22 protein-coding genes are annotated in these 24,001 nt (G+C 69.3%); 15 read left to right on the forward strand and 7 right to left on the reverse strand.

The features are described from left to right. Positions 1 to 2 precede the first annotated feature (2 nt). Both dacB and FMQ63_RS10220 read left to right on the forward strand, forming a co-directional pair. Positions 3 to 1,487: a D-alanyl-D-alanine carboxypeptidase/D-alanyl-D-alanine-endopeptidase gene (gene dacB / locus FMQ63_RS10215; protein ID WP_011553180.1), complete on the forward strand. Its 1,485-nt coding sequence runs from the start codon at positions 3 to 5 to the stop codon at positions 1,485 to 1,487. Positions 1,488 to 1,640: 153 nt separating this feature from the next. Further along, positions 1,641 to 3,848 (forward strand): prolyl oligopeptidase family protein, encoded by a 2,208-nt coding sequence (locus tag FMQ63_RS10220; protein WP_011553179.1) that lies wholly within the window; start codon positions 1,641 to 1,643, stop codon positions 3,846 to 3,848. A 69-nt stretch (positions 3,849 to 3,917) separates the two neighbouring features. Here FMQ63_RS10220 and FMQ63_RS10225 read toward each other — a convergent pair whose 3' ends face one another. Then, positions 3,918 to 4,280, reverse strand: a complete 363-nt coding sequence (locus FMQ63_RS10225) for a hypothetical protein (protein WP_225909229.1) — start codon at positions 4,278 to 4,280, stop codon at positions 3,918 to 3,920. A 450-nt stretch (positions 4,281 to 4,730) separates the two neighbouring features. On the opposite strand from FMQ63_RS10225, the gene FMQ63_RS10230 reads away from it, so the two are divergent. Both FMQ63_RS10230 and FMQ63_RS10235 read left to right on the forward strand, forming a co-directional pair. Beyond that, positions 4,731 to 5,417 (forward strand): hypothetical protein, encoded by a 687-nt coding sequence (locus FMQ63_RS10230; protein WP_020478568.1) that lies wholly within the window; start codon positions 4,731 to 4,733, stop codon positions 5,415 to 5,417. 125 nt (positions 5,418 to 5,542) lie between these two features. Beyond that, a complete protein-coding gene (locus FMQ63_RS10235; protein WP_011553176.1) occupies positions 5,543 to 5,920 on the forward strand; it encodes an ArsC/Spx/MgsR family protein in 378 nt (125 codons plus the stop codon). A gap of 128 nt (positions 5,921 to 6,048) precedes the next feature. Here the strand turns inward: FMQ63_RS10235 and FMQ63_RS10240 are convergent, their stop codons facing one another. After that, a complete protein-coding gene (locus tag FMQ63_RS10240; protein WP_011553175.1) occupies positions 6,049 to 7,146 on the reverse strand; it encodes a winged helix DNA-binding domain-containing protein in 1,098 nt (365 codons plus the stop codon). 135 nt (positions 7,147 to 7,281) lie between these two features. Here FMQ63_RS10240 and FMQ63_RS10245 point away from each other — a divergent pair, with 135 nt between their 5' ends. Next, positions 7,282 to 8,373 carry a D-TA family PLP-dependent enzyme gene (locus FMQ63_RS10245; RefSeq protein ID WP_011553174.1) on the forward strand — a complete coding sequence of 364 codons (1,092 nt, stop codon included), beginning with the start codon at positions 7,282 to 7,284 and terminating at the stop codon, positions 8,371 to 8,373. Between the two features lie 10 nt (positions 8,374 to 8,383). Here FMQ63_RS10245 and FMQ63_RS10250 read toward each other — a convergent pair whose 3' ends face one another. Continuing rightward, positions 8,384 to 9,376, reverse strand: coding sequence for a hypothetical protein (locus FMQ63_RS10250; RefSeq protein ID WP_225909227.1), 993 nt, complete (start codon positions 9,374 to 9,376; stop codon positions 8,384 to 8,386). A 212-nt stretch (positions 9,377 to 9,588) separates the two neighbouring features. On the opposite strand from FMQ63_RS10250, the gene FMQ63_RS10255 reads away from it, so the two are divergent. The 3 genes from FMQ63_RS10255 to FMQ63_RS10265 all read left to right on the forward strand — a co-directional run bounded on the left by FMQ63_RS10255 (position 9,589) and on the right by FMQ63_RS10265 (position 12,829). Then, positions 9,589 to 10,911: a styrene monooxygenase/indole monooxygenase family protein gene (locus FMQ63_RS10255; protein WP_011553172.1), complete on the forward strand. Its 1,323-nt coding sequence runs from the start codon at positions 9,589 to 9,591 to the stop codon at positions 10,909 to 10,911. Positions 10,912 to 11,063: 152 nt separating this feature from the next. Then, on the forward strand, positions 11,064 to 12,020 hold the full coding sequence (locus FMQ63_RS10260; RefSeq protein WP_011553171.1) for a ketopantoate reductase family protein: 957 nt from the start codon (positions 11,064 to 11,066) through the stop codon (positions 12,018 to 12,020). Between the two features lie 89 nt (positions 12,021 to 12,109). Beyond that, entirely contained in the window at positions 12,110 to 12,829 is a 720-nt protein-coding gene (locus tag FMQ63_RS10265; RefSeq protein ID WP_011553170.1) for a hypothetical protein, read from the forward strand. A gap of 13 nt (positions 12,830 to 12,842) precedes the next feature. Here the strand turns inward: FMQ63_RS10265 and FMQ63_RS10270 are convergent, their stop codons facing one another. Next, on the reverse strand, positions 12,843 to 13,853 hold the full coding sequence (locus tag FMQ63_RS10270) for a DUF4105 domain-containing protein (RefSeq protein ID WP_011553169.1): 1,011 nt from the start codon (positions 13,851 to 13,853) through the stop codon (positions 12,843 to 12,845). A gap of 111 nt (positions 13,854 to 13,964) precedes the next feature. On the opposite strand from FMQ63_RS10270, the gene FMQ63_RS10275 reads away from it, so the two are divergent. After that, entirely contained in the window at positions 13,965 to 14,180 is a 216-nt protein-coding gene (locus FMQ63_RS10275) for an MbtH family protein (RefSeq protein WP_011553168.1), read from the forward strand. Between the two features lie 93 nt (positions 14,181 to 14,273). On the opposite strand, the gene FMQ63_RS10280 is transcribed toward FMQ63_RS10275, so the two are convergent. Further along, positions 14,274 to 14,963, reverse strand: coding sequence for a response regulator transcription factor (locus FMQ63_RS10280; protein WP_011553167.1), 690 nt, complete (start codon positions 14,961 to 14,963; stop codon positions 14,274 to 14,276). Positions 14,964 to 15,490: 527 nt separating this feature from the next. Between FMQ63_RS10280 and FMQ63_RS10285 the strand changes: the two genes are divergently transcribed. Together FMQ63_RS10285 and FMQ63_RS10290 are read left to right on the forward strand one after the other, a co-directional pair. After that, positions 15,491 to 16,255 carry an RDD family protein gene (locus FMQ63_RS10285; protein WP_026114164.1) on the forward strand — a complete coding sequence of 255 codons (765 nt, stop codon included), beginning with the start codon at positions 15,491 to 15,493 and terminating at the stop codon, positions 16,253 to 16,255. A gap of 1 nt (position 16,256) precedes the next feature. Beyond that, complete coding sequence (locus tag FMQ63_RS10290; RefSeq protein ID WP_011553165.1) at positions 16,257 to 17,249, forward strand: stage II sporulation protein M; 993 nt, start codon at positions 16,257 to 16,259, stop codon at positions 17,247 to 17,249. Here the strand turns inward: FMQ63_RS10290 and FMQ63_RS10295 are convergent. Further along, complete coding sequence (locus FMQ63_RS10295) at positions 17,183 to 17,692, reverse strand: J domain-containing protein (protein WP_011553164.1); 510 nt, start codon at positions 17,690 to 17,692, stop codon at positions 17,183 to 17,185. The two genes, FMQ63_RS10290 and FMQ63_RS10295, sit on opposite strands and share 67 nt — an antisense overlap. A 102-nt stretch (positions 17,693 to 17,794) precedes the next feature. Between FMQ63_RS10295 and FMQ63_RS10300 the strand changes: the two genes are divergently transcribed. From FMQ63_RS10300 to FMQ63_RS10315, 4 genes are all read left to right on the forward strand, one after another. Continuing rightward, a complete protein-coding gene (locus FMQ63_RS10300; protein ID WP_020478567.1) occupies positions 17,795 to 18,313 on the forward strand; it encodes a HEAT repeat domain-containing protein in 519 nt (172 codons plus the stop codon). Positions 18,314 to 18,418: 105 nt separating this feature from the next. Continuing rightward, on the forward strand, positions 18,419 to 18,946 hold the full coding sequence (locus tag FMQ63_RS10305; RefSeq protein ID WP_011553162.1) for a DivIVA domain-containing protein: 528 nt from the start codon (positions 18,419 to 18,421) through the stop codon (positions 18,944 to 18,946). Positions 18,947 to 19,023: 77 nt separating this feature from the next. Continuing rightward, positions 19,024 to 20,223 (forward strand): peptidase MA family metallohydrolase, encoded by a 1,200-nt coding sequence (locus tag FMQ63_RS10310; protein ID WP_171452223.1) that lies wholly within the window; start codon positions 19,024 to 19,026, stop codon positions 20,221 to 20,223. Between the two features lie 163 nt (positions 20,224 to 20,386). Continuing rightward, positions 20,387 to 20,929, forward strand: a complete 543-nt coding sequence (locus tag FMQ63_RS10315) for a hypothetical protein (RefSeq protein WP_090494907.1) — start codon at positions 20,387 to 20,389, stop codon at positions 20,927 to 20,929. 333 nt (positions 20,930 to 21,262) lie between these two features. Here the strand turns inward: FMQ63_RS10315 and polA are convergent, their stop codons facing one another. Next, positions 21,263 to 23,989, reverse strand: a complete 2,727-nt coding sequence (polA, locus tag FMQ63_RS10320) for a DNA polymerase I (RefSeq protein WP_011553159.1) — start codon at positions 23,987 to 23,989, stop codon at positions 21,263 to 21,265. Between the last annotated feature and the right edge of the window lie 12 nt (positions 23,990 to 24,001).

The raw sequence follows: 24,001 nt of genomic DNA on the forward strand, positions 1-24,001 counted from the left end.
ACATGCGCCGCATCCTGTCCGCCTCGCTGCTGCTCGTGGCCCCCCTGGTCCTCTCCGGCTGCTTCCGCGAGACGCGCCCCGAGGGCGACACCCTTCCCTCCCTGGCCCGCGCGCTCTTCGAAACCCTGGAGGCCGAAGGCGCCCTGGCCAGCGCCTACGTGGTGGACGCGCAGACGGGCGAGCCACTCTTCACCCACCGCGAGCATGTCCGGCTCCTGCCCGCCTCCACGCTCAAGGTCGTCTCCACCGCGTCGGTCCTCTCCGCGCTGGGCGCGGACTTCCGCTTCCAGACGCCGGTGGCCCTGGAGGGCACGCTGGATGGCGGGCTCTTCCTGGGTGACATCGTGGTGGAGCCCACGGGGGACCCGTCCCTGGGCTCGTGGCGCTTCCCCGAGACGGCGCTGGCGTGTGAGCAGGTGGCGGACGCCCTCCAGGCGCGCGGCATCCGCCAGTGGCGCGGGCAGGTGCGCGTGCGCGGCGCGAAGGAGGCGGAGTTCCCGTTCGGCCCTGGCTGGGCCTGGGATGACGCCGCCTATGCCTACAGCGCGGCGCCAACGGCCTTCGTCTTCCGGGAGAACGTGGTGGACGTGGCGCTGTCCCGGGCGGCGGGCGCGGCCTGCGCGCAGCCCCCCACCATCCAGGTGACCCCCACCTTCGCGACGCTGCCGGCCGTGGTGGGTGTGGACACGAACGCGGAGCGCCCCTCCCTGGCCTGCGTGCGCCAGCGTGGCGGCCCCGGCGTGCGCTGCCTGTGGCGCTCCACCGCGGACACCTGCCCCCGCTCCGCCGCGGTGAGGCTGTCGGTGGACGAGCCCGAGCAGCTCTTCTCCGCCTGTGTGGAGGCCGCCCTGCTCGCGCGCGGCATCCCTCGGCTGCCCATGACGCTGGAGGCGCCCACGCCGCGGCAACCCGCGGTGCCCGCACCCCTGGTCACCCTGGTCAGCCCGCCGCTGTCCGAGTTGGTGAAGGTGACGAACAAGGAATCCCTCAACCTGTACGCGGAGCGCCTGGGCCTGCGCTTCGCGCGCGAGCTCACCGGCACGGAGAGCTATGGCGCCCTCCGCACCGCGCTGACGGAGGAACTGACCCGCCGAGGCATCCCCTCGCGAGACTTGCGCCCGGTGGATGGCAGTGGCCTGTCCCGGTACAACCTGGCCACCGCGCGGGGACTGGTGCGCGTCATCTTCACCAGCCTGCGTGAAGCCTACGGCACCGCGCTGCTGGACAGCCTGCCCGTGGCCGGCCTGGACGGCACGCTCGCGGCCCGCCCCGTCACCGCCGACACCGCGGGCCACATCCGCGCGAAGACGGGCACGCTGTCCGGTCAGCGGTGCTTCGTGGGGGTAGTGGACCGGCCGGGAGACGCGCGGCACCCACGCGTCGTCTTCGCGCTGATGCTGGGGAACATGGACGACGGCACCGCTCTGCCCGCCAATGAGGCGTTCGACCGGTTCACCGCGGGGCTGGTCACACTGCCGCTGCGCTGACGGCCAGGACGCACCGTCTCATTCCCAACGGTTGCACGGCGGAAGCGCGGGCGAACACCCGGCGCACGGCGGCATTCCCGACGCAACGAAGCCGTTTCCCGTCCCAAGGGACGTGGCAGGCTGCGTGCGCGTTTCCCAACCCCGAGGTGAACCGTGAAGCTGAAGACCGCATTGACGGCGGCGGTGCTGACCCTGCCGCTGGCTGCGCCAGCCGCCCCCGCCCCCGCGCCGGCCGCGACGGCGCCCCGCAAGGCTGCCTCCAAGGCGCCCGCGTCGCCGAAGAAGGAGACGGTGGACACCTACCACGGCACGGCGGTGAAGGACCCGTACCAGTGGCTGGAGGACTCGTCCGACGCGCAGGTGAAGCAGTGGAACGACGCGCAGAACGCGTACACCCGCGCCCTCCTGGACAAGCTGTCCGGACGCGATGCCATCCGCCAGCGCGTCTCCGAGCTGCTGAGCTGGAAGTCCCCTGGCTACGGCGGGCTGCACGAGGCCGGCGGCACGTTGTTCGCCATGAAGGCCCAGCCGCCCAAGCAGCAGTCCTTCCTGGTCGTGCTCGACTCGGTGGATGACACGTCCAAGGAGCGCGTGCTGGTGGACCCCATGGTGGTGGACGCCTCGGGCCACACCACCATCGACTGGTACGTCCCCACGCTGGACGGCAAGAAGATCGCCGTGTCGATGTCGAAGAACGGCACCGAGAGCGGCGACGTCACCGTCTATGACGTGGCCACCGGCAAGCCGCTGCCGAATGAGACCGTGCCCCGCGTGAATGGTGGCACCGCGGGTGGCAGCCTGACGTGGACGGCGGACGGCAAGGGCTACTTCTACACGCGCTACCCGCGCGGCGAGGAGCGCCCCGAGGCGGACCGTGACTTCTTCCAGCAGGTCTACTTCCACCAGCTCGGCACGCCCACGGAGAAGGACACGTATGTGCTGGGCAAGGACTTCCCGCGCATCGCGATGACGGAGCTGGACACGTCTCACGACGGCCAGCACATCTCCGCCGTCGTGGCCAACGGCGACGGCGGCGAGTACATGCTGTACCTGCGCGACGCCGCCGGGAAGTGGTCGCAGGTATCGAAGTTCGAGGACAAAGTCATCCGCGCGCGCTTCGGCCACGACGGCGCCATGTACCTGCTCAGCCGCAAGGACGCGCCGCGCGGCAAGGTGCTGCGGCTGCCGCTGGCCACGCCCACGCTGGACAAGGCCACGGTGGTGGTGCCGGAGGGCGAGGCCAGCATCCAGGGCTTCTTCCCCACGAAGTCGCGGCTCTACGTGAGCGAGCAGCTCGGCGGGCCTTCGCAGTTGCGCATGGTGGACCTGAAGGGCAAGGCGCTGGGGATGGTGCCCACCCTGCCCGTGTCTTCCGTGGGCGGGCTCGTGAGCCAGGGCGATGACGACGTGCTCTTCATCAACACCAGCTTCACCCAGCCGATGGCCTGGTACCGGTACTCGGCGAAGGACAACTCGGTGAAGAAGACGGCGCTGGCCCGCACGTCGCCGCTGGACCTGAGCGACGTGGAGGTGGTGCGCGCGTTCGCCACGTCCAAGGACGGCACCAAGGTCCCCGTCAGCATCCTCAAGAAGAAGGGCACCAGGCTCAACGGCAACAACCCGGCGCTGCTGACGGGCTACGGCGGCTTCAACATCTCCATCAGCCCGAACTACAACACGCTGGCCGGTTTCTGGCTGGAACAGGGCGGCGTGTTCGCGGTAGCCAACCTGCGCGGCGGCTCGGAGTTCGGCGAGAAGTGGCACGCCGAGGGCTCGCTCACGAACAAGCAGAACGTCTTCGACGACTTCCACGCCGCCGCGAAGCTGCTGGTGGACCAGAAGTACACGCAGCCGAAGAAGCTGGCCATCCAGGGTGGCAGCAACGGCGGCCTCCTGATGGGCGCGGCCGTCACCCAGCACCCGGAGATGTACGGCGCCGTCGTGGCGCGCGTGGGCATCTACGACATGCTCCGGGTGGAGCTGACGCCCAACGGCCAGTTCAACATCACCGAGTACGGCACCGTGAAGAACCCGGAGCAGTTCAAGGCGCTGCACGCGTACTCGCCGCTCCACAACGTCAAGGACGGCACGGCCTACCCCTCCGTGCTCTTCACGTCCGGCGCGAACGACCCGCGCGTGGACCCGTTCCACTCGCGGAAGATGGTGGCCCGGATGCAGGAGGCCACCAAGGCGAAGAACCCCATCCTGCTGCGCGCCAACGCGGAGACGGGCCACGGCGCCGGCACGCCGCTGAACGCGCGCATCGAGGAGGAAGTGGACGTGTACTCGTTCGTGTTCAACGCCCTGGGCATGAAGTACCAGCCCCCGGCGAAGAAGGTCGCGGCGCCCAAGCCGCAGTAGCCGCGTGAGGCCTGCATCCACCGCCGCCCGGACGCTGGCGCGGCGGTGGATGCGGTGCTGCACCGCGAATCAGCAGGTCCAGGTACAGGCCGTGCCGCCCCACACCTGGTTGCAGCGCCCTTCCGTCTGGGGAATCGAGTCGCAGAAGCTCTGCGCCGTCCCCGGAAGCGCCTGGCAGCAGCCCGTGCACGTCCAGATGCAGGAGCTACCCTGGTTGACTTCATTACAGCGCCCCGGCGTCTGGGGAATCGAGTCACAGAAGGCCTGGGTCGTCCCCGTCAGCGCCGTGCAGCACCCCGTATTGAGCGCCGCCTCTTCGCTCACGCCGTCGGACGCCGCGCCTTCTTCGTCCACCACGCCACAGCCCGTGAGCCCTGCCACGGCCAGCAACACGGCACCGTGAAGCGCGAACCGCTTCAGTGAACCACGCATGCGAAACCACCTTTCCTGAGCAAGCTGCATGGGCAGCCTAGCCCGAGGAAAAGCGGAAAAACACGTCACGCCAGCAAGTCGAGCAGAGCCTGCTGGACCGACTCCTCGGCATCGGCAGCGTCGCCCTCATCTCGGCGGACAAGACGTCTCCGGTCTCGGTCCTTCGCTGGATGGCAGGTGAGCCACAGGCATGTGTTCACGCGAGCCACGTGAAGCCTGCGTGCCAGGCGAGCGCTTCCTAAAGGCCTCAACGCAGAACGCCACTGCATGTGCGGCCGCGTGTCAGCAGGACGCGCGCTGCCATGCCTGGCCCCACCAGCGGTCTGGAGTATAGGGCCCGGCGTCCCGCTGCTAGCTCAAGCGCGCCGTGCCTCCCATCGCAGGCACGACGTACACAAACTCCGGCGGCGTGCGGCCAATCGACGCCGCACCACCAATGGAGAGCCGAGAATGAATTCGAATCAGTCCAAAGCGGCGCGGCCCCACCTGGAGTTCCTCAGCGTGCGGGCCTTGCTGTCGTCGCTGGTCCTCTTCGGAGGAAGCGCGAATGCCGCCGAGGTCATTCAGCAGTTTCGCCAGCCCGAGTCGCGCGATGAGACGGGAAAACTCCTCGTCGAGGAGTCGGTCGTCAGCATCATCAACTGCAATGGCTCGGGTGAGAACGGCGGCCAGTTCTACATCTACCAATATGTCAACCGCCCGGGAGTTCGGGCCATCCGGCCACCCGACTGGAGCCAGCCAATCGGCGGACGCGATTTCGCCGCCTTTGAAGAGGCGGTCGCGGCGGCCTGTGCACCCGCTTCTGCCCCGGGAGGCCCGACGCCGGGGGCCCCCACCCCTGCCGGCTGCTGGGGATTCTCCGGCACCTGGTCGGACAACATCTTCGGGACCATGCAATTGGTCCAGATTGGCGAGAACGCCAGTGGCACCTATTCCGGAACGACATCGCCCGGCGCCATCAACGGCAAGGTCACGGGCCAGGCCTTCGATGGAACCTGGGTCAGTCGTGAGGGCACGTCCGGCACCGTCCATCTCGAGCTGAGAGGGGATGGGAGCACCTACGAGGGAGCGGCGAGCACCACCGGCTGGGGGAACAAGGTCAGCGGCAAGTGCGTGGGCCCGCCGCCCGCGGGGTGATGCGGGGCGCGTGGGCACCTCCACGGGCAGACCAAGCGGGGGCGCGCCTCGCTTCTGCCTGCCGCAGCACCGACAGCCCGGCAAGAGTGCGGACGGGCGGCTCCGCAGCGTGCGAGACTGGCCGAATGGAGCTCTGGATCAACCCTGCCTGTTCAAAGTGCCGCGCCGCGATGGCCGCGATGGATGCGTCCGGTGCAGCCTACGTCGTCCGCCGCTACCTGGAGTCGCCCCCCACCGCTGCGGAGCTGGAGGCCGTACTCGGGCGGCTCGGGATGGAGCCCTGGGAGCTGGTGCGCATGGGTGAGGCCGCGGCGACCAAGGCCACGCTGGAGATGCTGCCCAGAGACGCGACACACCGTGCCGACTGGATTGCAGCCATGGTCCAGCACCCAGAGCTGATTCAGCGGCCCATCGTTACCGCCAGCGACGGGACGACTGTGGTGGGGCGGAGCCCGGAGGCGCTGGAGAGGGTGCTCGCCGCGGAGCGCAGCTCGGGCACCTGAGCGGGGGCTTCAGGCCGAGTGAGCTTCGTCCGCTTCCGGGGTCCGACATCATGTTCAAGTGGCCCGATGGCGAGCTGTACCACGAGCGTGTGAAGGCGCCGGTGGGCTCCAAGTCGGGCGCGAAGGCGTTAGTGCCCGCGGACCTCGAACGTGCGGGCTTCGGGCTCCATGAAACGCAGGAGCGCCTCGCCCTCCTTCACCAGGGCGTCACGGTCCTTCTTCTTGATGGGCGCAAAGGGCTCGACGACGAGCGTAGCCGCCGCGCGCTTGCGCTCCACCGTCCACGTCCCGGCGATGAAGCCGTCCACGAGGAAGGTGGCGGGGACTCGCAGATTCTTGGTGATGAGCTTGGAGCGGTACGCGTCATCCACCAGCCGGGCCCGGTCCTCATGGCCGAGCACCAGGCTGTCGAACTCCGGGAGGAAGCGCGCGGGGGCGGCCGTGTCCTCGTCCGGCCGGGGTGCCTTGGGCAGGTCGAACAGCTCCCGCCCCTTCTCGTCCCGGAACGTGCGCAGCGAAGGCCGAAGCGCCTCGAAGGTGGACTTCAGGCCCTTGAGGCCGGACCAGGTCTGGGCATCCGTCACCGATGCGGGACCGAAGGCCGCGAGGTAGCGCTGCACCAGCGTGGGAAGGTCCGCTTCGGCGCGCAGCGGTGCGTCCAGCCAAGACTCCGCGACCGCGAAGTCCGTGGTGCCGGGGTAGCCCCACTCCGTCTCCGTGGGGACCTGGATGAGGGGTAGGAACATCCGCACCGCGAAGCCCATGGCGCGTTCGTCGTTCTGGGAATGCCGGGCCACCAGGTGGTCGCGCAGCGCCTCGAAGGTGCGCGGCGCTTCATCGAAGAAGGCGCGCGCCTCCTTGACGAGCGGCGCGACGTCCAGCCCCTTCGCGCGCTCGCGCAGCACCGACGCCACAGAGGCTTCGAGCAGCGGTGTGAAGCTGGCTCGCAGGTGCCGGTAGTCCTCCGCGCTCGCCAGGTGCAACGTGCCGCGCATCAACGTGGCGCGGACCACCTCCTTGCGCTGGAGCAGCACCTGGAGCGCGTCTCGCTCGAAGCCCGCGACACGCGACCACAGGCCGATGAACGGCGGCTTCGCCTGTTGGGCCTGAAGCGCCAGGAGCTTCTCCACCGCGCCGAGCACGGACGTCTGCTCGCGCGCCAGCAACATCTGCCGCGCCAAGGTCGCGCGGTTGAGGGCCCTGAGGGTCAACGGGGAATCTGGCATGTGGCCTCGCTCGCGGGGGGCACCTGGCGGGTCGTGGCGCCGCGCGAGTCGCGGAGGTGTAGCACTTCACGAACGAAGGGCGAACATGCCCGGTACTCCTGGAGCCCGGCACACCGGAGTGCCACATTGCACGGCATGAATGTGGACTGGCTCGACATGATGACGACACCCGCCGCCCTCGTGGACCTGGACCGTGTGGACGCCAACCTGAAGCGCGTGGCCATGTACACCCGCCAGCACGGCCTGCGGTGGCGGCCCCACACGAAGACGCACAAGACACCGGAGTTCGCCGCGCTCCAGCTCGCCGCCGGAGCCCAGGGCGTCACCGTGGCCACCGTCCGCGAGGCGGAGGTCATGGCCACCGTCTGCGACGACATCCTGCTCGCCTATCCTCCCGTGGGCGACGACAGGCTCACCCGGCTCATGGCGCTACCACCACACGTCCGGCTCACCGTGGCCCTGGACTCGGGCGAGGCGCTGGAGATGCTGAGCCGCGCGGCCCGGAGGGCGGGCCGTACGGTGGGCGTGTTGGTGGAGCTGGACCTGGGCATGCGGCGCGTGGGAGTCCAGTCCCCCGAGGACGCAGTCGCACTGGCCCGCGCAGTGACGTCCAGCAGTGGCCTGGAGTACCGGGGCATCACCTTCTACGCCGGACACCTGCGTATGCCACAGGCGGAGCTGGGCGACGCGATGCGTGAGCAATCCGTGCGGCTGGCCACCTACGTGGACACCCTTGCGGACGCGGGACTGCGGCCCAAAACCGTGAGCGGCGGCTCCACGCCGACGCTGTGGCGCTCGCATGAAGTCGCCGGGCTCACGGAGATTCGCCCGGGCATCAACATCTTCAATGACCGCAACGCCGTATCGGTGGGTGCATGCCCGTGGGAGGAATGTGCCTACTCCGTGCTGGCCACGGTGGTGAGCACCACGGTGCCGGGACAGGCCGTCATCGACGCGGGTTCCAAGGCCCTGGCCAAGGAGGAAGGCTTCACCGACACGGGCGTCTACGGCGCCCTGCTCGACCGGCCAGACGTCCTGGTGCGCGGCCTGTCCGAGGAGCACGGCCTGCTGGACCTCTCCAGCACCGACTGGCGGCCCCGCGTGGGCGACCGCGTACGCGTGGTGCCCAACCACGCCTGCGCCTCCGTCAACCTGCACGACCGGTTGCACCTGCTGCGTCAGAGTACCTGGGCCGGCACGCACGCCATCACCGCGCGAGGCTGGTGACGCGCGCCACTCAGTCCATGCGCTGGAGCTCCTTCGTCAGCGACTGCTCCAGCTCGCGAATGTTGCGATAGACGATGCAGCGATAGGACGCGACGTCGAAGCGGAGTTCCTTCACGTCACGCACCAGCAGCAAGGTGGGCCGGCCCCGCCCCCACGCATAGCCGACCTCCAGGTACACGTTCGGATTGGCCAGGGACAGGTCGGCGATCACCACCTTCGCCGTCTCGATGCGCTCGCGGATGCGCTGGATGATGGGGCCGTCGAACAGCTCCTGGTCCACGCGCTCGCACAACATGCGCGCGGCCTTCACCGGGCCCTGGATGCCGTAGTGATAGGTGTCCTCCAGCTCGGGTGCGAAAGGCATGGCCACGAAGGCGTGAGGCTTTGCCATGGACACGGTGCCCGCCGTCGCCAGGGGTGGTGCCTGCGTCACGGAAGACATTCGCCGCACACGAAAGACACCCTCCGGAAGCGTCTCCACGCCAGGCGTTGCGCTCAGGCCGCGCGCGAAGGCCTTCGCCAGTCTTTGTGCCCGGCTCGCGTTCCGCTCCACCACCGTGAAGCGCGCCAGGGATTGGGGCCCGGAGCCACGTTGGAAGGCTTCAACGAGCCCGCCCACGAAGGCGAGCACGGCCTCGTCTTCATCCAATCCGTAGTTGGGGCCATGAACGGTGCCCGCGACATGCGCGAGGCCCGAGTGGTTCTCCAGGGCCGCCAGCGCGCGCACCGCGAACTGGCGAATCTCGTGGTAGCCGAACTCCCCCAGGCGAACGGTGCCCACGAAGAGCGCCCGTCGCGCGGTCAGCGCCCCCCGCGTCTCCACGAGGCGCGTCGCGCCCGGCGCGAGCTCGAGCTGCGCGAGGGGAACACCCGCCTGCTCCAGGCGCCGCGCCGCTTGACCTGTCGCGCCATAGAGACTTTGTGCGTATTTGAACAGCACCGCGTCCGCGGTGAACTCGGTCAGGTCTCCTACCTTCAACGCCACGTCGAGGAACTGGGCCATTGCGTCCCACTGTAAAGCCTTGCGTCTGCTGTTCCCAACCCGACGTCCACGTCTGCCCATCAGTGCATGACGCAATGCGCCTCTCTTTTTCTCGGCTATCAAGTACGTCCTGTCTGAAGATCTCCGTTTGTGTTGTGTTAAGGAACGCCCCTGGCCCTTGGGGGGTCCATCCCGACACAGCCATGACGGCACGGGGCACGGAGGAAAGTCATATGGAGCGCATTGCAATTGTTGGCGCCGGCACCGCGGGACTTCACCTGGGTCTGAAGCTGCTGTCCCACGGTGTGCCCGTGACGATCTACACGGAGCAGGAGCCGAGCAGGCTACGGGTTTCCCGTCTGCTCAACACGGTGGCGCACCATGCCCCCACGCGCATGCGCGAGCGCATCCTGGGCGTGGACCACTGGAGCGGCCCCAACGCTGACATGTTCTATATCGGCATCCATGTGAACGGCGGCCCTCACCCGTTCAGCCTCCGGGGTCGCTTGGATTCCCCCACCATCTTCGTGGACTACCGGCAATACCAGCCGCGCCTCGCGGAGGACTTCGTGGCGCGCGGCGGCAAGCTGGAGGTCCTTCCCGTGGACCTCGACGTGCTGGAGCGCCTGGCCCAGCAGCACGCGCTGATGGTGGTCGCCACCGGCCGCAATGGCCTGACACGCCTGTTCCCTCGCGTGCCCGCTCTGTCGCCGCACACGCAGCCGCCGCGCATGCTCTTCGCCGCGCTGCTCAAGGGCGTGCGCATGCAGGAGCCCATTGGGATGAATGCCAACCTGATTCCGGGCCAGGGCGAGATCTTCGAGTCCCAGGTCGTCACCGCGGACGGCCGGGTCCCCAGCGTGCTCATCGAAGCCCTTCCCGGCAGTGAGCTGTCGCGGCTCAGCACGCAGCGCTACGACGAAGACCCGCGCGCCTTCGAGGCGATGCTGATGAACTTCCTGCGGCGCTTCGCGCCCACCACCTACGAGCGCGTGGATTCAGCGAGCTTCGGCGTGCGAGGTCCCATGGACTACCTCCAGGGTTCCTTCACGCCGACGGTGCGCCAGGGCTGGGCGCCCCTCTCCAACGGCCGCTTCGCGCTGGCGGTGGGCGACACGCACGTGACGAACGACCCCGTCGCGGGCCAGGGCGCCAATGCGGGGTCCGCTTCCGCCTTCGCGTTGGCGGAGCACATCGTCACCGCGCTGGCGGACAACCGGCCCTTCGACGAGGTCTTCTGTCGGGAGGCCGAAGCGGGCTCGTGGGCCGCCACCGCGCCGGCGACGCACTGGACCAACACCCTGCTCCAGCCGCCGCCTCCGCATGTGATTGATTTGCTGGCCGCTGGCAGCAAGGACGCACGGGTCGCGGACGCCATCGCCACCGCCTTCGTGACGCCCGAGCTCATCCTCTCCGCATGCGCCAGCCCGGAGAACTCCGCGGCGTTCATCGCACGGCACCGCCCCATGGTCCGCGAGGCCGCGCCGCCTCCGAGCCCCCTGGCGTGGCACCCGCCTCCCGAGGAGCCCAAGGTCACTGTGTCGTTGACCCGCTGAGGACCATTGAAGTCGTCGCGGAGAGGCGGCTCGAGCAGGCCGCCTCGTCGTGCGACTGTGCTCCAACACAGCGGCCTCGCTCGCTGATGCGCGAAGTGCGAGCGCGTGATTCAACCCTGCCCCGCTGGGGACGTGCGGTTATCTTCCGCGCCATGCGATTCGCCATCTTGGGGTCTGGAGGCGTCGGTGGTTTCTTCGGCGCGAAGCTGGTCCGCGCCGGGCATGACGTGACGTTCCTCGCGCGCGGAGCGCACCTGCGCGCCATGCGGGAACACGGGCTCACCATCCACGGCGCCGAAGGAGACTTCACGGTCGCGGTCAAGGCCGACGATGACGTCCAGCGCTTCGGCCCCGTGGACGTCGTGGTCCTCGCGGTGAAGAACTACGACGTCGCTTCCGTGCTCCCCGCGGTGAAGACGTTGCTCTCCGCGCGAGGCGCACCGGCGCCGGGCGAAACGCCGCCCTTCGTGCTCACCTTGCAGAACGGCGTGGACAGCCCCTCCGAAGTGGCCGCCGCCGTGGGCGAAGCCGCCGTCCTGGGCGGCACCACGTACATCTCCACCGCCATCAGCGAGCCAGGCGTCATCACCCAGACCGGAACGAACCATCGAATCGTGCTCGGAGAAGTATTCGGTGACACCTCGCGCATCTCCGACCGGGCACAGTCCCTGCGGGACGCGCTGGCCGGCGCGGGCATCACCGTGGAGGCCGTGGCGGATGCGCGCGGAGCGCTCTGGGACAAGCTGTCCTTCCTCGCCTGCATGTCCGCGTTCAGCACCGCGTCCCGGCTGCCCGTGGGCGCCCTCCGGGACAATCCGGCCTTCCGCGAGGTGTTCCGGCAAGCCGCCGCCGAGGTGCTCAGCGTCGCCGCCGCGGAGGGCATCACCACCACGCGCACGCCGGACGCCCTGGTGCAGTACATGGACGGGCTGCCCGCCCACATGCGCCCATCCATGCTGGGCGACCTGGAGAACGGCAAGCCGCTGGAGGTCGAATACCTCCAGGGCTCGGTGGTGCGCCGGGGCCGCGCGCGGGGCGTCCCCACGCCGGTGATGAGCACCCTCTATGTCCTGCTGCAGCCCCACGCCCAGGGGGAACGAAAGGCCTGAGCCACGACGCCCGGCTGGAGGCCAGCCAACACCCTCCCCGCCTTCAGGGCTCGCGCAATCGCCGGGCCCGATGGGCATATGAACGTCATATGACCGAGCCGAAGCCCCGTCCTTCCGAGAACGAGCTGCCCCCCGTCTTGGGCCGCGTGGCCTTTCTCGCCGTCGTGTCCGGCCTGACGCCGCTCATCCCCGTCCCCTTTCTGGATGACTACGCACTCCGGCAGGCCCGCGAGAGCATGGTCCTCACCATCCTCTCCGAACACGGCCTTCCCAGGCCGGCCCAGGCGGTGGAGGTCCTCGCCGGCTCACACGTTGGCCGGACGGCGGGCGGCCGACTGATGAGCTACATGAAGGGCCTGGTGCTCTTCCCGGTGCGCAAGGTGTTCCGCAAGATCTTCTTCGTCTTGTGGGTGAAGGACTGCGTGGACGTGGCGTCATCAGCGCTGCACCACGGCTACCTGCTCAACCATGCCATGGACCGTGGCGACCTGAGGCCCGAGGACATGGAGGGCCCGCTGCCCGGGAAGATTCACGACGCCATCGTCGCCGCCTGCGCGGAGTTGGACCCGCGCCCCGTCAATCAGGCCCTCCGCCGGCTCTTCGTCGGCAGCCGCCTGCTCATGGCCGAGGCCACTCGCGCCTTCTTCAGCTCCGACGCCCTCGGCCCCCGTACGCCCGAGCCGGGCGAGAGCGCCGAGGTGAAGACCTTGACGGAGCGCCTCATCGCCGCGCTCTGGGAGGAGCGCGGTTACTTCGCCGCGCTGCAACAGCACTACGACACGCACCTGAAGGCGCGCCACACCCCGTAAAGGGCCTGGCGTGTCACGGCACGGCGTCGGCGGTGGCGGCGGCCAGCGGCTCGCGGATGCGCCGCGAGAAGTCCGGGCGTCCATCCGCCGCCTGCGCGCGCGCGTTGATGTGGTAGCGCTGGCGTACCTGCTCCAGCGGCGCGTCCCGGTCGATGAGCTCCAGCTCATACGCCAGGGCGTCCGAGTACGCCGGCAGCAAGGTCCGGTGGTCGTAGGGCACCCGGCTCTGGCTCACCTTCTCCAGGTGCCGCACCAGGTTGGTGGTGCAGTTGTTGGTGAGCGTGTCGTAGAACTCCGGCTTCTCGTGCAGCGCGTTCATCCGCGCCACCATGTCGAGGAAGAAGCTGGCGATGCGCTCCTTCGACGCATCCACCGGGTAGAGATAGACGTCATCCTTGCGGTGGTTGGAGCGCAGTTGCACCAGGTCCCGCTCGTCCCCCACCACGTAGGTGAGCTCGAACTGGCGGAACAGACCGCCCAGCGCGGAGAAGGTCTCCCCCTTCTCCCGGCGGACCTCCACGGAGAAGACGAGGTAGCGCCCATCCGCGAAGCCGAAGCTCACCATGGTGTGGGCCGCGCCCCAGACGCCGGAGAAGGGCTCCACGATGAACCACGCGCCCGTGAGCTCACGCGTGTCGTACGTGGCCGAGTACCACGACGCATCCCAGTCCGACGTGGTGCGGTAGCGGAAGTCACGCACGTCATGCAACGTCACACGGGAGCCCTCCACCACCGCCCGGGCGGAGCGCGCCAGGTCCGGCGCCCAGTCCGCCTGCGTCGCAGGTCGGACCGTCTGGGTCCACCCCCAGATGGCCACACACCCAACGCCCATGACGGACAGGGCCGCCCCTTGTGAGTGACGCCGCCAGGCAACCACCGCGCCCGCCGCGAGCAGCCCGGCCCCCAACGCCCGCAGGACGTGCGCGCCCTCGGGGCCCGCCCCCGTCAACGCCAGGGCCAGCGCCGCCCAGGTGACGCCCAGCGCGAGGAGCAGCGCCGTGATGACACGGAAGACTCTTTGCATGGCCGGCGAGTATATGCGGGCTTCAGACGCCGACCGCACCCACGCCTTCCGTGTCTTGACCCCTTTTCCTGGATTGTGGCCAGAATACGCCCCGTTCCAGGAGAGAAATCAATGACGGATGAGCGAGAGGACACGACCGTCTACAAGGTCGTGGTGAACCACGAGGAGCAGTACTCCATCTGGCCGGCCGACCGCGAGAACGCGCTCGGCTGGAAGGATGCAGGCAAGCAGGGCCTCAAGGCCGAGTGCCTGGAGTACATCAAGGAGGTCTGGACGGACATGCGTCCGCTGAGCCTCCGCAAGAAGATGGAAGAGCTGAAGTCGTAGTCACGGCACCGTCCGTGCGCACGCCCCTCGCGACCCCTGGCAACGGCGCCAGGGTCCGGGGGGCGTGCTGCATGAGCGGAACGACAGCGACGCCTAGAGGTCCGGCGGCGGCCGGACGCCCAGGTGGCACGCCCTCAGCGCCAGCTGCGTGCGGTTCTCCGCGCCCAGCTTCCGGTAGAGTTGCGTGACGTGGGACTTCACGGTGCGCTCGGCGATTTGCAGGTGCGCGGCAATCTTCAGGTTGTCCGCGCCGCCCGCGACATACGCCAGCACCTCGCGCTCGCGCTGCGTGAGCGCCAGCAGCACGCTCGCGGTGGGTGACGTCACCGGTGGATGTTCGAAGTCGTTCCTCAGGAGCTGCACCGGAAACAGCCGCTCGCCTCGGACCAGGGAGTTGATGGCGGACGCCACCGCCGTCGTGCCCAGCCCCGCGCGGAACAGGTAGCCGGAGGCACCCTCGTCGAAGCACTGCGAGATGATTTCCGGTGTGCTCACCGCGGAGAGCAGCAGCATCCGCACCTCCAGCCGGCGCTTGCGCGCCTCCCGCAGGAGATTGATGCCTTCCGTGACGGAGCAGCCCACGGCGGCCTCGCTGTCGCCCTCCACGTCCATCACCGCGACCTGCGGCGGGTCTGTCCCCAGGCTGTCGAGGAACAGGCGCACGTCCCTCGTCACCGAGGAGACCTGCACGCCTTCACCACGGAGCCCGTCGGCCAGGCCCTGCCAGGCCGCCCACGGTCCTTCGAGAATCGATACACGAATCGCTGCTTGATTGGTTGCCATGCGAAGGCCCCCCAGCCGTCATGGCGAAAACTGCATGAACAGACAACTGACCACAGCCGGCTCCGGTACCACCTGGGCCAGTGGGTTGCATGACAGGGAAGAACGAGCGCGTCCGCTGAGCCACTCCGGAGTCGGCCTACCGATGTACGACTCGACTCCTGGCTGTTTTTGACTTTCAGCTACTCCTGACGTCCCTGCGGGCCGCACCTCCTTCGGCCCAGGTTCATGGTCCAACGCAGAAACCCTATCACCGGGAAAGCGCAGACGCGAACCAGCCCCAATGGGAGTGTCCAGTGTGCATGAATCAGAGCCCGTTACAGGGGTTTCATCCGTTGGTTCGTCATCGCTGTCCGGAGCCGGACACGCCCGGGCGTCCACAAGTCGATGAAAGCCCCCTCCCGCACGGCGCTGTCTGTCAACCGTGACACATGCGTCTGGGCCCTGAAAGTCCCGCAAGTCCAAGCAAAAAAAGGGGGTGCGACATGGAGGCGTGGGAGGAAGGCAGACGTGTATGCTGCCGACCCCGCATGCGCTCCGCTCCGACTCCCCATCTCGACGTCGCCACCCCCGAACGCGTGGCGCTCACGCTTCCCATCGCGGGCATCGGCTACCGGTGCCTCGCGTGGCTGGTGGACGCGAGCCTGCTGTTCTTCTTCTGGCTGGTGGCCTACTTCGTCTTCACGTTGCTGGTGTCGGACGTGCTCGGCGTCTTCCAGGCGCTGTCGGGCGTGGGGCAGACGCTGCTGGTGGTGGGCGTCTTCGCCACGCAGTGGCTGTACTGGACGGTGAGCGAGGTCTTCTTCCACGGCCAGACGGTGGGCAAGCGCGTGCTGGGCATCCGGGTGGTGCGCACGGACGGCTCGCCCGTGGGTGTCTACGAGAGCGCGGTGCGCAACCTCTGCCGCGCGGTGGACTTCCTGCCCATGCTGTACGCCGCCGCCTGTGTCAGCATGCTGCTCACCCGTCAGCACCGGCGCCTGGGAGACCTGCTGGCCGGCACGCTGCTGGTGCGCGAGGAGCGCATCGACCTGGACAAGTACACCGCCGCTCCGGCCGCGTCCGTGCCCTTGCCACAGAGCACGGGTGCGCGGCCCCTGTCGCCGGAGGACGTGGAGCTGGTGCTGTCCTTCCTCTCGCGCGCGCCGGGGCTGGCGCCAGAGGTGCGGCAGCGGCTGGGCGCGCGGCTGGTGGAGCGCGTGGGGCCTGACGACGCGGAAGCACGCGCGGCGGTGCTGGCGTCCGAGGAGCGCACCGAGGCCTTCCTGCGCGCCCGCGTCCAGGGAGAGCGCTGAGATGGCCACGCCCCTGCCCGCCTACGTGGCCCAACGCCGCGCGGACTGGGATGCGCTCCAGGCCCTGCTGGCGAAGCAGCGCTCCGGCACGCTGAAGCTGGGCGAGCTGCGCACGCTGGACACGCTGTACCGCCGCGCGTCCGCCGACCTGGCGCACGCGCAGACCTTCTACGCCGGCACGGATGTCCACCGCTTCCTCAACCAGCTCTGTGGCCAGGCCTACGCGTCCATCTACCAGCCGCCGCGCGAGCGCTGGCCCGCGGTGCGGGACTTCTTCCGCCGCGAGTTCCCCGCCACCTTGCGCCGCGAGCGTGGCTTCGTGGGCGCCAGCGCCGTGCTGTTCATCCTGGGCATCCTGCTGGGCGCCCTGGTGGTGCTGTGGGAGCCCCGGGGCGCCGAGCTGCTGGTGCCCTCCGGCGTGCGCCACTACGTGGCGCAGGGCCGCATGTGGACGGATGACATCCTGTCGGTGGCGCCGCCCAACTCGGTGGCGTCCGGCATCGCCACCAACAATCTCACCGTCACCATTGTCACCTTCGCCCTGGGCCTCACCGGCGGCCTGGGCACGCTGTTCCTGCTGGTGAACAACGGGGTGCATATCGGCGCCATCAGCGCGCTGTGCGCCCGCGAGGGCATGCTGGGGGGATTGCTGGACTTCATCGCCGCGCACGGCCCGGTGGAGCTGTCCATCCTGGTCATCGCCGGCGGGGCGGGACTGATGGTGGGCCAGGCGCTCATCGACCCGGGGGAGCTGCCTCGGGGACAGGCGCTGGCGGTGCGCGGGCGGGAAGCGGTGAAGCTGGTGCTGGGCTGCGCGCCCTTCCTCGCCCTCATCGGCGTGGTGGAGGGCTACGTCTCCCCAGGGGACATGTTCCCCACCTGGCTGAAGGCGGGGCTGGGCCTGGTCCTGGGGGCGCTCTTCTGGGCCTACCTGCTGCGCGCGGGAAGGACGGAGGCGGAGGCCACGGGCGCTCCGGCCGACAGCGCCTCCTGACGCTTGCGCTGGCGGTGCCGGAGGATGCGCTCATAGGCCGCGTTCAGCTCGCGCATCTTCTCCGCGGAGCCGCCACGGTCCGGGTGCTGCTCCATTGCCAGCGCGTGGTAACGCGCGCGAACGGTGTCGGCCGAGTCCAGCGGCGAGACACCCAGCAGCCGGTAGGGGTCCTGCTCTTCCAGCGCGGACAGCCACCGGTCCAGCCGGTCCTTGACCTCGATGAACTGCTCGTCCTGGGCGCCGGTGTCCTTCACCGGGTGCGTGCGCACCTTCGCGTCCGCCCGGAAGACGTCGGAGTACACGCTGGACACCCAGCGGTGGCACCCGGAACACCGGAAGTAGCGAACCCGGGTCCCCGGTTGCTGGGTCATCCGGATGCCGCAGTGGGTGCACTCCACATCGACGTTTTCCAGTGTCTGCCAGTTCGCTGCCGCCGCGTTCATCGAACCTTGCTCCCGTTTGCAACACGCCTGTAGCGCGGGGAAGGTCCCACGATGGGAGATCGCGTCAAGAAAATCTCTCCGCCCCGGGTTAGAAGGGCCTCCATGCGTCCCCTGTTTCTCGCTGGCCTGCTCCTTGCCACCGCCGCCCGTGCCCAAGCCTCGTCCCCCCCGGGTCCGGCGCCCACGCCCCCGGTGGAGGCCGCGCCGGCGCCCGCGATGGACGACGCCGCCCTCCTGCGGGGCCTCCTGGGGGCGGTGCGGCCCGCACCGGAGGAGATTCGGGCCATCGCCATCGAAGACCTGGCGCTGCTGGGAGATGCCCGCGCCCTAGACGCGCTGGCCACGCTCCTGTGGGACCCCAACCCCCGCATCCAGCAGGCGGCGTTGAGGGCCGTCACGCTGTTCCAGCACGCCCGCGCGGAGGAGATTCTCGCCAACGTGGTGCGCCACCCCCGGCTGCCGGACGCGCTGAAAATCCAGGCGCTCAACGGGCTCGTCTTCCAGCGCACGCCCACCGCGCGCCGGGCTGTCCAGGACGCCGCTGTCGACTCGCGGCTCACCGCGGGGGTGCAGAACGCCGCGCGCGCCGTCGTGACTCAGTGGGACGCGACGCGCCGCTGACGCCCGCCCGTCGGGCAGCCATGCAGGCACCACCCGCCAGCGCCGGCGCCCAGGTCAAGGGCCGATTCCTGGAGATGTGACGCCCCTGCGCTACACTGCGGCGTCATGAAAATCACTCCGCTCGACATCCGGCAGAAGCGGTTCGAAACGGCCCTGCGCGGCTTCTCTCGCCGTGAGGTGGAGGCCTACCTCGAGCTCATCGCCGGTGAATTCGAGGAGGTGGTGAAGGAGAACATCGCGCTCAAGGAGGAAGTGAAGCGCACCCAGTTCAAGGTGGAGCAGCACCAGGAACGGGAGCGCACCCTCCAGGAGACCATGGTCACCGCCCAGCGCATCAGCGAGGACCTGAAGGACGCCGCGAAGAAGGAAGCGGAAATCATCATCGCGGACGCCGAGCATCAGGCGGAGAAGATCGTCCACGGTGCCCACCAGCGGCTGGTGCAGGTGGTGGAGGACATCAACGAGCTGAAGCGCCAGCGCACCCAATTCGAGTCGCAGGTCCGCTCCGTGTTGGATGCCCACCAGAAGCTGCTGGAGACCTTCAAGAGCCCCACGTTCGCGGACCGCGACTACGCGCGCGTCGAGGACAACGTCGCGTATCTGTCCCAGAAGAAGGCCAACGGCGACTCCTGACGCACCGCGCCGCGCGGTGAGGTTGCTGCAACCTGGGGCGAGGCTGTTATGTCAGTGGGAACGTGAGGCCGCCGCACATGCGCCACCTGCTTGTCCTGCTCCTGCTGCTCGCCGCCCCCGGGGCCTGGGCCCAGGAACCAGGCGGCCCTCATGGCACCCACGCCCATGACGTCGTGACGGACGCCGCGCTGGTGCCCTTGACGCGTCCGCCCCAGGTCAGCGGGGACGTGACGACGAAGCGCTTCCGCATCCTCCACACCGCCGCCGCCACCGCGGCCGCGCACGAGCTGTCCCGGCAGATTGAAGGTGTCCGAGACAGGTTCGGCACCATCCTGGGCAAGGACTGGCCGGGCGTCACCGAGATTCGCCTGGGCGTGGGCCGCAAGGAGTTCGAGGCCCTGGCGCTGCCCGGCGGAAAGCCCCCGGGATGGGCCGTGGCGCTGGCCTACCCCGCCCATCAAATCATCCTGCTGGACGCGCTCAGCCTCCATGAGCCGGAGGGCCAGCAGACGCTCCGGCACGAGCTGGCGCACGTGGCCCTGGGGCAGTTGGCCCCGTCGTGGCCCCGCTGGTTCCAGGAAGGCGTCGCGCAGTACGTCACCGGGGAGCGCTACTCCCTGACGCACTACTCCGCCCTCTTCCGGGCTGTCACCCAGGAGCGCGTGTTCCACTTCGAGCACCTCGACCGGGCCTGGCCGGACGTGCCGTCGGACGTGGAAATCGCCTACGCGCAGAGCGCCGCCTTCGTCGCGCACCTGTCGGCGAAGTTCGGCCCCCAGGCCATGGCCGCGCTCGTGGACGGCGTGGCGCGCGGCGAGCCCTTCGAGACGGCCTTTGGCAAGGCCTTCCGCACCTCGCTGTTGGTGGAGGAGACCGACTGGCGTGAAGGCCTGGCCGCGCGCTACGGCTGGCTCCCGCTCACCACCAGCTCCGCGCTCGTCTGGCTGAGCGCGTCCTTCCTCTGCGTGGCCGCCTATGCCCGCCGCCGCCAGCAGCGCGCCGCGAAGCTCGCGGAGATGGCGGCCCAGGATGCCGCGGAGGACGCCGCGCTGCGGCTGCTGGCCGCCCAGGCCGCACAGGCCCAGGCGCAAGGCACCGCCGTGAGTGCCGGGGACTCCACCTGGCCGGACTGGCCCGCGGGCTCGCAGGGCACGGAAGCCCACCTGGAAGCCCAGGACAGCGAGGCGCCCGCGGACAGCGCCATCAGCGACCTCCCGGGTGAACTGGACGACGAAGACGGCCTTAACGGCCGGCCGCCGAAGCCCACCCTCCACTGAACGTCGCCCTTCCCGTCCTGCCATGACTACAGGGCGGGGCCTGTAGTTTCTACAGGCGCGCTGCTCCTCTGCCTGCCCATCCCTTCAAGGCAAATGGCTGATTTCACTGGGAAGACTTATCCCAGGGGTGTTGGCCGATGGATTGCTTTGGCTTCCGTACGCGATGCGGAAGGCACTGGACATGAGCGAGCGTGGACGTAAGGCAGCCGTGCTGGCGCGATTCTTCCGTCAGCAGCCGGATCGAATCTCCGCGCTGTGGCGACGGATGGTGCTGGCGGCGCCCGATTCGGACGCGTCGCGGGGCGCCCCCACCCAGTTGGACAACCTGGTGGAGCCCTTCATCCGCGAGCTGGGCCGGACGCTCGCGGGCGAGGAGTCCAGTCCCTGGAGCCGCACGCGCGCGGTGCTGCGCTTGTCGGCGCACCGGGGCGCCCGCTCGCTCTATGACGAATTCGCGGCGCTGCGGCGCTGCCTGGTGGATGCCTCCGAGGTGCTCGGTGGCGGGGATTGGGAGCGCGAGCGCATCAACCGCGCCGTGGACGAAGCCGTGGACTCCGCGGTGGCGCTCCTCCAACGGATGAAGGACCCGCGAGCGGATGGCCCGCGGGTGCCCTTCGGTGGGTTGGTCGTCGAGTACTTCGAGCGTCCTTCCCGGACGCGGCGCGTGTCCCCGGACACGGGAGACGGACGTACGGCAATGCACTGAGGGCGTGTAGGGGTTGGCCGGCCCGTTCGACTTGACGTGCCCGGAAACGAGCGCGTCCGAGACCGGCGGGAGGGAGTGTGCCTGGGTGGGGGCCCATGGCGCGCTTTGTGGGAAGGCGTGCTCCCGCTGGGGAGTGGTGAGCGCGCACCGCGAGCCGCTGGCAAGACGCGTGGATGGGGGTCCACGCGACTCGCCGGTCGGACGGGTCGGCGCATTTGTCGCAGGGTGTGCAGCAGCGGCTGTGGGGGCCGCGGGTGGAGCATGCGGGAGGGGCGCCTACGGGGGTGGGCGCTCCTCCCGTATTTTTTCGCGCCGCCCCGCCCTGCCCGCGCGTCAGTGCGCGTCCGCCCAGCTGCGCCCCGCGCCCACCTCTACCTTGAGCGGCACCTTCAGGTCGGCCACCGAGGACATGGCCTTCACCGCCAGCGCCTTCACCTGCTCCACTTCCGCGTCTGGCGCCTCGAAGAGGAGTTCGTCGTGGACCTGCAGCAGCATCCGCGTGCGCAGCTTCTGGGCCGTCAACGCCTCGTCCACCGCCAGCATGGCCTTCTTGATGAGGTCCGCGGCGGTGCCTTGAATCGGCATGTTGATGGCGGCGCGCTCGGCGGCCTGGGCCACGCCGCGGTTCTTGGAGTTCAGGTCCGCCATGTAGCGGCGGCGGCCGTAGAGCGTCTCCACGTAGCCCGTCTTGCGCGCCCTATCGACAGTCTCCTCCAGGTAGCGCCGGATGCCGGCGTAGCGCGTGAAGTACCGCTCGATGATGTCGCGGGCCACGTCCTGGGCAATGCCCAGCCGCGCCCCCAGGCCGTGCGGTGACAGGCCGTAGGCGATGCCGAAGTTCACCATCTTCGCGACGCGGCGCTGCTCGCGGTCCACCTGCTCCTTGGCCACGCCGAACACCTCGGCCGCGGTGCGGGTGTGGATGTCCTCGTCATGGAGGAAGGCCTCGATGAGCACGGGGTCGTTCGCGATGTGCGCCAGCAGCCGCAGCTCCACCTGGCTGTAGTCCGCGCTCACCAGTTGGTGCCCTTCCGCGGCCACGAAGGCGCGGCGAATCTCCCGGCCCAGGTCGGTGCGGACGGGGATGTTCTGGAGGTTCGGGTCGGTGGAGGACAGGCGTCCGGTGGCGGTGGCCGCCTGGTGGTAGGTGGTGTGAATGCGCCCGTCGGCGGCCACCAGCGTGGGCAGCGTGTCCAGGTAGGTGCTCTTCAGCTTGGACAGGCTGCGGTACTCGATGATGGCGCCCGGCAGCGGGTGCTCCTCGGACAGTTTCTCCAGCACCTCCTGGTCCGCGGACGGGCCCGTCTTGCCCCGCTTGATGATGGGCAGCTTCAGCTCCGTGAAGAGCACCTCCACCAACTGCGGATTGGAGCCGATGTTGAACTCGCGGCCCGCGTGCCGGTAGACCTCCTTCACCTGCGCCTCGACGGCGGCGTCCACCTTCACGGAAGTGCGCGACAGCTCGGCGGTGTCCAGCAGCACGCCCCTGCGCTCCATCTGCGCCAGCAGCGGCAACAGCGGCAACTCCATGTCGCGAGCCAGCGCCGCCAGCTTCGCCGCCTCCAGTTCCTTCCACAGCTCGGGCGCCAGCCGGCGCGCGGCCTCGGCGCGGATGGCGAAGCCGGTGGCCACCTCCTCCACCGTGTGGTCCGCCAGCGCGCGGTCCTTCTTGCCGCGCTTGCCCTCCGCGGCGGGCGGCAGCGGCGGCAGCTCCGTGTTCAGCCGCTCGCGCGACAGGTCCACCAGCGCGTGCTCGCGGCGGGACGGGTTGAGCAGGTAGCTGAGCAACTCCACGTCGTCGTGTGCGCCGTGCAGGGTGATGCCGTCGTTGGCCAGCACCAGGCTGAGCGCCTTGAGGTCATGCCCGCCCTTCTTCACCGCCGCGTCCTCCAGCACCTCGCGGAAGGCCGCGGTGAAGGCCTCCGGCCGCACCTGGGTGACGCCGAGTTGCGCGTGCCGCAGTGGCACATACGCCGTCTGCCCGTCCGGCAGCGCCACGCCCAGGCCCACCAGCTTCGCGCCGAAAGGCGAGCCCTCGTAGGCGGGAATCAGGGTGACGGCGCCCGCCTCGCGCACGGCGCCCGCCAGTTGGGCGAGCTCCGCGTCCGCGCCCACCAGCCGCGGCGTCACCGCCAGCGGCGCGGGCTTCTCCTTCACCTCATCGGGTGCCCCGGCGACACCGTCCTGCTGGGGCAGCTCCTTGAGGAGGGCGAAGAACTCCAGCTCGGTGAACAGCTCGCGCGAGCGCTGCGCGTCCACCGGCCGGCGGGCCAGGTCCGCCATGCGCACGTCCAGCGACAGGTCCGTCTTGAAGGTGACGAGCACCTTGGCGCGAAGGAGGCTCTCGCGGTGCGAGGCGATGTTCTCCCGGATCTTCGGCTTCTTCACCTCATCCAGGCGCGAGAGCAGCGTCTCCACGTCACCGAACTGCTGGATGAGCTCGGTGGCCGTCTTCGGCCCGATGCCCGGCACCTTGGGGACGTTGTCCACCGCGTCGCCGATGAGGGCCAGGTAGTCCCGCATCTGCCCCGGCTCGATGCCCAGCCGCGCCTTCACGTCCGCGGGCAGCGTGTGCACGTCCTTCATCGGGTCGTACAGGCGCACGTCGTCGTCGACAATCTGCACGAAGTCCTTGTCGCCGGTGACGACCTGGACGCAGAAGCCCTCCTGCTTCGCCTTCACGGCCAGCGTGCCGATGACGTCGTCGGCTTCCCAGCCGGCCACCTCCAGCACGGGCACGTTGATGGCTTCCACCACGCGGCGGATGAGGGCGAACTGGGGGACCAGGTCCTCCGGGGGCCCCTCGCGGTTGGCCTTGTACGTTGGATCAATCTTCTGGCGCTCGGTGCGGCTCTCCTTGTCGAAGGCGAGCGCCACGTGCGTGGGCTTCAGCTCACGCAGGGCCTTGAGCACCATGCGCGTGAAGCCCAACACGGCGTTGGTCTGCACACCCTTGCTCGTCGTGAGCGGAGGGATGGCGTGGTAGGCGCGGAAGATGAAGCCGGACGCGTCGATGAGGACCAGGGTGGGCGCGGAGCGCGAAGGGCTGGTGTCGACCATGCCCCCGTGCCT

The organism is Myxococcus sp. CA005 (assembly GCF_006518205.1).
In the GTDB taxonomy this organism is placed as follows: domain Bacteria; phylum Myxococcota; class Myxococcia; order Myxococcales; family Myxococcaceae; genus Myxococcus; species Myxococcus xanthus.